General features: G+C 69.4%; 7 protein-coding genes. 1 reads left to right on the top strand and 6 read right to left on the bottom strand.

What is annotated here, in order from left to right; genetic code table 11:
* Positions 1 to 360 (top strand): glycerate kinase (locus tag SZN_RS34060; RefSeq protein WP_007504167.1); only part of this gene is annotated, 360 nt, incomplete at its 5' end.
* 86 nt (positions 361 to 446) lie between these two features.
* Here the strand turns inward: SZN_RS34060 and pssA are convergent.
* The 6 genes from pssA to SZN_RS34090 all read right to left on the bottom strand — a co-directional run bounded on the left by pssA (position 447) and on the right by SZN_RS34090 (position 6848).
* The gene (gene pssA, locus SZN_RS34065; protein ID WP_007504169.1) at positions 447 to 1265 is read right to left on the bottom strand and encodes a CDP-diacylglycerol--serine O-phosphatidyltransferase; all 819 of its coding nucleotides are present in this window, start codon (positions 1263 to 1265) and stop codon (positions 447 to 449) included.
* A gap of 22 nt (positions 1266 to 1287) precedes the next feature.
* Positions 1288 to 1944 (bottom strand): phosphatidylserine decarboxylase, encoded by a 657-nt coding sequence (locus SZN_RS34070; RefSeq protein ID WP_043734611.1) that lies wholly within the window; start codon positions 1942 to 1944, stop codon positions 1288 to 1290.
* A 170-nt stretch (positions 1945 to 2114) separates the two neighbouring features.
* Positions 2115 to 3320 carry an acyl-CoA dehydrogenase family protein gene (locus tag SZN_RS34075; protein WP_007504173.1) on the bottom strand — a complete coding sequence of 402 codons (1206 nt, stop codon included), beginning with the start codon at positions 3318 to 3320 and terminating at the stop codon, positions 2115 to 2117.
* Positions 3321 to 3322: 2 nt separating this feature from the next.
* Complete coding sequence (locus SZN_RS34080; protein ID WP_007504175.1) at positions 3323 to 3835, bottom strand: MaoC family dehydratase; 513 nt, start codon at positions 3833 to 3835, stop codon at positions 3323 to 3325.
* Positions 3836 to 3840: 5 nt separating this feature from the next.
* Positions 3841 to 4803, bottom strand: a complete 963-nt coding sequence (locus SZN_RS34085) for an HpcH/HpaI aldolase/citrate lyase family protein (protein WP_007504176.1) — start codon at positions 4801 to 4803, stop codon at positions 3841 to 3843.
* Complete coding sequence (locus SZN_RS34090; protein WP_007504179.1) at positions 4800 to 6848, bottom strand: protein meaA; 2049 nt, start codon at positions 6846 to 6848, stop codon at positions 4800 to 4802. Before SZN_RS34090 ends, SZN_RS34085 begins: the two co-directional genes overlap by 4 nt.
* Positions 6849 to 6961 lie beyond the last annotated feature (113 nt).

Raw genomic sequence — 6961 nt, forward strand, 5'->3', positions numbered from 1 at the left:
GGCGCCCTGCTGCTCGGGGCCCGCTTCCGCCCCGGCATCGAGGTCATGCTGGACGTCCTCGGCTTCGCGCCCGCCCTGGAGCGGGCCGACCTCGTCATCACCGGTGAGGGCTCCCTCGACGAGCAGACCCTGCACGGCAAGGCCCCGGCGGGCGTCGCGTCCGCCGCCCGCGCGGTCGGCAAGGAGGTCGTCGCCGTGTGCGGACGCCTGGCGCTGGCCCCGGAGGCACTGGGCCGGGCCGGGATCCGGCGGGCCTACCCGCTCACGGAGACCGAGCCGGACATCGCCACGTGCATCGCGGACGCGGGCCCGATCCTGGAACGCACGGCGGAGCGCGTCGCGCGCGACTACCTGTCCTGACCCGGCGCACGGCACGAGGAGGGGCCCCGGACCGATGTGGACATCGGGTCCGGGGCCCCTCCTCGTGAGCCGTCCTGAGGCGTTCGCTACGGCACTTGCGCCGCCCGCGCCTCACGCCGGTTGTCGCGGAAGTTGTTCACCCGGCGGGCCGTGGCGAACAGCGGGATCACGGCGCCCATGACGAGCTGAAGGGCACAGCCCGTCTGGAGCAGCAGCTGGCCGCCCGGCGCGTCGAAGGCCCAGGCGGTGAGCAGGCCCATGCTCAGCACGATCCAGCTCAGCATCGCCACCGCGAGCCGGCCGCGGGGCTTGGGGTACTCCACCCGGCTCACCATCAGCCAGGCGGTGCCGAGGATCGCCAGCAGCGTCGCCACGAAGGGCAGCTCCAGCAGGATGATCGAGACGACCGTCAGCGCGCCGAACGGGGAGGGCATGCCCTGGAACATGCCGTTCGGCACGGTCACGCACGAGAAGCGCGCAAGCCGCAGCACCACCGCCAGAAGGACGACGATGGCCCCGACCGCGGCCACCTTCTGGTAGGCGTCGTCGGCGACCATGCCGTAGACGAGCACGAAGTACGCCGGCGCCAGGCCGAAGCTGATCAGGTCCGAGAGGTTGTCCAGCTCGGCGCCCATCGGCGAGGACCGCAGCTTGCGCGCGACCAGGCCGTCGAACAGGTCGAACACCGCCGCGCACAGCATCAGGATGACCGCCGTGGCCGCGCTGTTGCGGGCCATGCCGGATTCCTGGCTGTCGGTGAGGTGCGGGATCAGGATGCCGGTGGTCGTGAAGTACACCGCCATGAAACCGCACGTGGCGTTGCCCAGCGTCAGCGTGTCCGCTATCGACAGGCGGAGCGAGAGGGGCATCTCCTCCTCGTCGTCGGCCTCGTCGGCCTCGGGCACCCAGCCCGCCTGTGTCTCAGGATCAATCACGGTCAATGCGAGTCACCCCAGCCACGGTCTTCTGACCGACCTCGACCGCCACCTCCACGCCTTCGGGCAGGTAGATGTCGACACGCGAGCCGAACCGGATCAGACCGATGCGGTCGCCCTGCTCGACCTTCGTGCCCTGCGGGACGTAGGGCACGATGCGGCGGGCCACCGCGCCGGCGATCTGGATCATCTCGATGTCGCCGAGTTCGGTGTCGAAATGCCAGACTACGCGCTCGTTGTTCTCGCTCTCCTTGTTGAACGCCGGTACGAACCCGCCCGGGATGTGCTCGACGGACGTCACGGTGCCGGAGAGCGGCGCACGGTTGACGTGGACGTTGAGCGGGCTCATGAAGATCGCGACGCGGGTGCGGCCGTCCTTCCACGGCATGATGCTCTGCACCACGCCGTCGGCGGGAGAGATGACCCTGCCCTGCGCGATCTCGCGCTCGGGGTCGCGGAAGAACCACAGCATGCCCGCCGCGAGTGCGGTGGCGGGCACGGCCACGGCCCTGGCGGCGCCGGAGCGGCGCGCGCGGACCAGGCTGAGTGCTGCGGTGGCGACGGTCGGGAGAAGCCACGGCGATGCTCCGCGCGCGAGGCGTACGCCGGCCCGGCTGTCGCGAGGTGCAGAGGTTTGGCTGTGGGGCATGGATGACCTTCGTAGCGGATGATGCCGCGCTTCAACGGGGGACGGCGGCTTTCCCGGGATGGTACCGGTCGCGGGCCACAACTGGGCAAGCCAGGAAGCCGAGTCGGCAGCCGGGGAGTGTGGACGGGGTGTGACCTTCTTCTCGAAGAAAACACCCCGAACCCACACATCTATCCCTGGAACCGATACTCTTCCAGCAGCCTGCGACCGATGATCATTTTCTGGATCTCGGCGGTACCTTCACCGATGAGCAGCATCGGTGCCTCACGGTAGAGGCGCTCGATCTCGTACTCCTTGGAGAAGCCGTAACCGCCGTGGATCCGGAAGGCGTCTTCCACGACCTCTTTGCAGTACTCGGAGGCGAGGTACTTCGCCATCCCTGCTTCGAGGTCGTTTCGCTCCCCGGAGTCCTTTTTGCGTGCCGCGTTGACCATCATGGCATGGGCCGCCTCCACCTTGGTAGCCATCTCGGCCAGCTTGAACTGGATGGCCTGGTGCTCGGCGATGGCCCTGCCGAAAGTGTGACGCTGCTGGGCGTAGCGGACGCCCAGCTCGAACGCACGCTGAGCGACGCCGCAGCCACGGGCCGCCACATTCACCCGGCCCACCTCGACACCGTCCATCATTTGGTAAAAACCCCGGCCGGTGGCGCCGCCGAGCACCCGATTGGCCGGAATTCGCAGATCGTCCATGATGAGCTCGGTCGTGTCGACGCCCTTGTAGCCCATCTTGTCGATCTTGCCGGGGATGGTGAGACCGGGGCGGACCTCGCCGAAGCCCGGCTCCTTCTCGACGAGGAAGGTCGTCATCGACTTGTGGGGCGCGGTGCCCTCGGGGTGTCCTTCGTCACTCCGGACCAGAACGGCCACCAGGGACGACGTCCCGCCGTTCGTCAGCCACATCTTCTGCCCGTTGAGGACGTACTCCCCGCCGTCCTGCACCGCCCTGGAGGCGATGGCCGACACGTCGGAGCCCAGAGCCGGCTCCGACATCGAGAAGGCGCCGCGGACGTCCCCGGCCGCCATCCTCGGCAGGAAGTGGTCCCGCTGCTCCCGCGTGCCGTGCTGCTTGAGCATGTACGCCACGATGAAGTGGGTGTTGATGATGCCGGACACCGACATCCAGCCCCGGGCGATCTCCTCCACGCACAGGGCGTACGTCAGGAGCGACTCGCCCAGCCCCCCGTACTCCTCGGGGATCATCAGGCCGAACAGGCCCAACTCCCTGAGGCCGTCGACGATCTGCTGCGGGTACTCGTCGCGGTGCTCCAGCTCGGTGGCGACCGGAATGATCTCCTTGTCCACGAAGTCGCGGACGGTGGAGAGGATCTCCCGCTGGACGTCGGTCAGACCGGCGGTCTGGGCGAGGCGCGCCATGGCTACTTCTCCTGCCGCTTCGGCTCCGGGCGGCCGGGCTGCTCGCCGCCGCGCTCCTTGATGTACGTCTCGGTGGGCACCAACACCTTGCGCCGGAACACGCAGACCAGCGTGCCGTCCTGCTTGTGGCCCCTGGTCTCGACGTGGACGATCCCACGGTCGCCCTTCGACTTCGAGGGCCACTTGTCGAGCACCGTCGTCTCGCCGTAGACCGTGTCGCCGTGGAAGGTCGGCGCCACGTGCTTGAGCGACTCGATCTCCAGGTTGGCGATCGCCTTGCCCGAGACGTCCGGCACGGACATGCCCAGCAGCAGCGAGTAGACGTAGTTGCCCACGACGACGTTCCTGCCGAAGTCGGTCGCCCGCTCGGCGTAGTTGCCGTCCAGGTGGAGCGGGTGGTGGTTCATCGTGAGGAGGCAGAACAGGTGGTCGTCGTACTCGGTGACCGTCTTGCCCGGCCAGTGCTTGTACGTCGCCCCGACCTCGAACTCCTCGTAGGTGCGTCCGAACTGCATCGCGCTCAGCCCTCCGGGATCTCGAACTTCGACGTGCGCCGCATACCGGCGGCGCGGCCCTTGCCGGAGACGACCAGGGCCATCTTGCGGCTGGCCTCGTCGATCATCTCGTCGCCGAGCATCGCGGAGCCCTTCCTGCCGCCCGCCTCGGACGTGTGGTACTCGTAGGCGTCCAGGATCAGCTCGGCGCGGTCGAAGTCCTCCTGCGACGGCGAGAAGATCTCGTTCGACGCCTCGACCTGGCCCGGGTGCAGCACCCACTTGCCGTCGAAGCCGAGCGCGGCGGCGCGCCGGGCGACCTCGCGGTAGCCCTCGACGTCGCGGATCTGGAGGTACGGGCCGTCGATCGCCTGGAGGTCGTTGGCGCGGGCGGCCATCAGGATCTTCATCAGGATGTAGTGGTAGGCGTCCGCCGGGTAGCCGGGCGGCTGCTCGCCCACGACCAGCGACTTCATGTTGATCGACGCCATGAAGTCGGCCGGGCCGAAGATGATGGTCTCCACCCGCGGGGACGCCTGCGCGATGGCGTTGACGTTGTTCAGGCCCTGCGCGTTCTCGATCTGCGCCTCGATGCCGATGCGGCCGGCCTCGAAGCCCATCGTCTTCTCGATCTGGGTCAGCAGCAGGTCCAGCGCGACGACCTGCCCGGCGTCCTGGACCTTCGGCAGCATGATGCAGTCGAGGTTCTGCCCGGCCCCCTCGACGACCGTCACGACGTCCCGGTACGTCCATTCGGTGGTCCAGTCGTTGACGCGCACCACCCGCGTCTTGCCCGTCCAGTCACCCTCGTTCAGGAACTTGACGACGGTGTGCCGGGCCTCGGGCTTGGCGAGCGGCGCGCACGCGTCCTCCAGGTCCAGGAAGACCTGGTCGGCCGGCAGACCCTGCGCCTTCTCCAGGAAGCGCGGGTTCGAGCCCGGTACGGCCAGGCAGGAGCGCCGCGGGCGAAGGCGGTTGACGGTCGTCATGCGGGGACCTCCAGGGGGTCGAGCTTGTTCGCTTTCCGGATCTCGTCGACGATGCGGCCGATGATCCCGGTGATGTCGAAGTCCTTCGGGGTGAAGACGGCGGCCACTCCGGCGGCCCGGAGCCGCGCGGCGTCACCATTCGGGATGATGCCACCGGCGATCACGGGGATGTCCGCGGCACCGGCCACCCGGAGCCGTTCGAGCACGTCCGGCACCAGCCGGGCGTGCGAGCCGGACAGGATCGACAGGCCCACCGCGTGCACGTCCTCCTCCAGGGCCGCGTCCACGATCTGCTCGGGCGTCAGCCGGATGCCCTGGTAGACCACCTCGAAGCCGGCGTCGCGCGCGCGGACGGCGATCTGCTCGGCGCCGTTGGAGTGCCCGTCCAGGCCGGGCTTGCCGACCAGGAAGCGCAGCTTGCCGACGCCGAGGTCCCGCGCGGTCAGTTCGACCGTGCGGCGGACCCCGCCGAGCGCGGAACCCTCCTCGGCGGCCACGGCCACCGGGGCGGAGGAGACACCCGTGGGCGCCCGGAACTCGCCGAACACCTCGCGCAGCGCCCCGGCCCACTCGCCGGTCGTCACCCCGGCGCGGGCGCACTCCAGGGTCGCCTCCATCAGGTTCGCCGTGCCCTTCGCGGCCTCCTTCAGCCGCTCCAGCGCCTTGCAGGGGCGCGGGTGGTTGAACGGCGGCTGATAGCGGGTGCCGCGCCAGTCCTCCAGGGCGGCGATCACCCGGGCCTCGACGGCCGGATCGACCGTCTGGACGGCCGTGTCGAGGTCCGCGGTCAGCGGGTTCGGCTCGGTCGTCTCGAAGATGTTGACCCCGACGACCTTCTCCCGGCCCGACTCGATCCGCGCCCGGCGCTCCGCGTGCGAGGAGACCAGCCGCGACTTGAGGTAGCCGGACTCGACGGCGGCCATGGCGCCGCCCATCTCCTCGATCCGCCCCATCTCGGCGAGCGAGTCCGCGACGAGAGCGGCGACCTTCGCCTCGACGACGTGCGAGCCCGCGAAGATGTCCTCGTACTCCAGCAGATCGCTCTCGTGCGCCAGCACCTGCTGGATGCGCAGCGACCACTGCTGGTCCCAGGGCCGGGGCAGCCCCAGCGCCTCGTTCCAGGCGGGCAGTTGCACGGCCCGCGCGCGGGCGTCCTTGGACAGCGTCACGGCCAGCATCTCCAGCACGATCCGCTGGACGTTGTTCTCCGGCTGCGCCTCGGTCAGCCCGAGGGAGTTGACCTGGACGCCGTAGCGGAAACGGCGCTGCCTGGCGTTCCCGATGCCGTAGCGCTCCCGGGTGACCTGGTCCCAGATCCGCCCGAACGCCCGCATCTTGCACATCTCCTCGACGAAGCGGACGCCCGCGTTCACGAAGAAGGAGATGCGGGCGACGACGTCCCCGAACTTCTCGGCGGGGACCTGCCCCGAGTCGCGCACGGCGTCGAGGACCGCGATCGCGGTGGACATCGCGTACGCGATCTCCTGGACCGGCGTGGCGCCCGCCTCCTGCAGGTGGTAGCTGCAGATGTTGATCGGGTTCCACTTCGGGAGGTGGGAGACCGTGTACGCGATCATGTCCGTCGTCAGGCGGAGCGAGGGGCCCGGCGGGAAGACGTGCGTCCCGCGCGAGAGGTACTCCTTGACGATGTCGTTCTGGGTCGTGCCCTGGAGCCTGGTGACGTCCGCACCCTGCTCCTCGGCGACGACCTGGTAGAGCGCCAGCAGCCACATGGCGGTGGCGTTGATCGTCATCGAGGTGTTCATCTGCTCCAGGGGGATGTCCTGGAACAGCCGCCGCATGTCGCCGAGGTGCGCGACCGGCACCCCGACCCGGCCGACCTCGCCGCGGGCGAGGACGTGGTCGGAGTCGTAGCCGGTCTGCGTCGGGAGGTCGAACGCGACCGACAGACCCGTCTGGCCCTTGGCGAGGTTGCGCCGGTACAGCTCGTTGGACGCCTCGGCCGTGGAGTGGCCGGCGTACGTGCGCATGAGCCACGGCCGGTCCTTCTCCCGCGCGCCGTCGGCGGGCTGACGCTCAGTCATCTGTGCTCCCGGATGTCTCAGATGTTGCGGAAGCGGTTGATGGCCTCGATGTGCTGGGCGCGCTTGTCCCGGTCGCGCACGCCCAGGCCCTCCTCGGGCGCCATGCACAGCAC

Origin of the sequence: Streptomyces zinciresistens K42, from assembly GCF_000225525.1 — a bacterium.
Lineage (GTDB): Bacteria > Actinomycetota > Actinomycetes > Streptomycetales > Streptomycetaceae > Streptomyces > Streptomyces zinciresistens.

Bases quoted from the DNA above. Each gene is read 5' to 3' on its own strand.
- SZN_RS34075 (WP_007504173.1), bottom strand. From the start codon at position 3,320: ATGGCGCGCCTCGCCCAGACCGCCGGTCTGACCGACGTCCAGCGGGAG.
- SZN_RS34070 (WP_043734611.1), bottom strand. From the start codon at position 1,944: ATGCCCCACAGCCAAACCTCTGCACCTCGCGACAGCCGGGCCGGCGTA.
- SZN_RS34090 (WP_007504179.1), bottom strand. From the start codon at position 6,848: ATGACTGAGCGTCAGCCCGCCGACGGCGCGCGGGAGAAGGACCGGCCG.
- SZN_RS34085 (WP_007504176.1), bottom strand. From the start codon at position 4,803: ATGACGACCGTCAACCGCCTTCGCCCGCGGCGCTCCTGCCTGGCCGTA.
- SZN_RS34080 (WP_007504175.1), bottom strand. From the start codon at position 3,835: ATGCAGTTCGGACGCACCTACGAGGAGTTCGAGGTCGGGGCGACGTAC.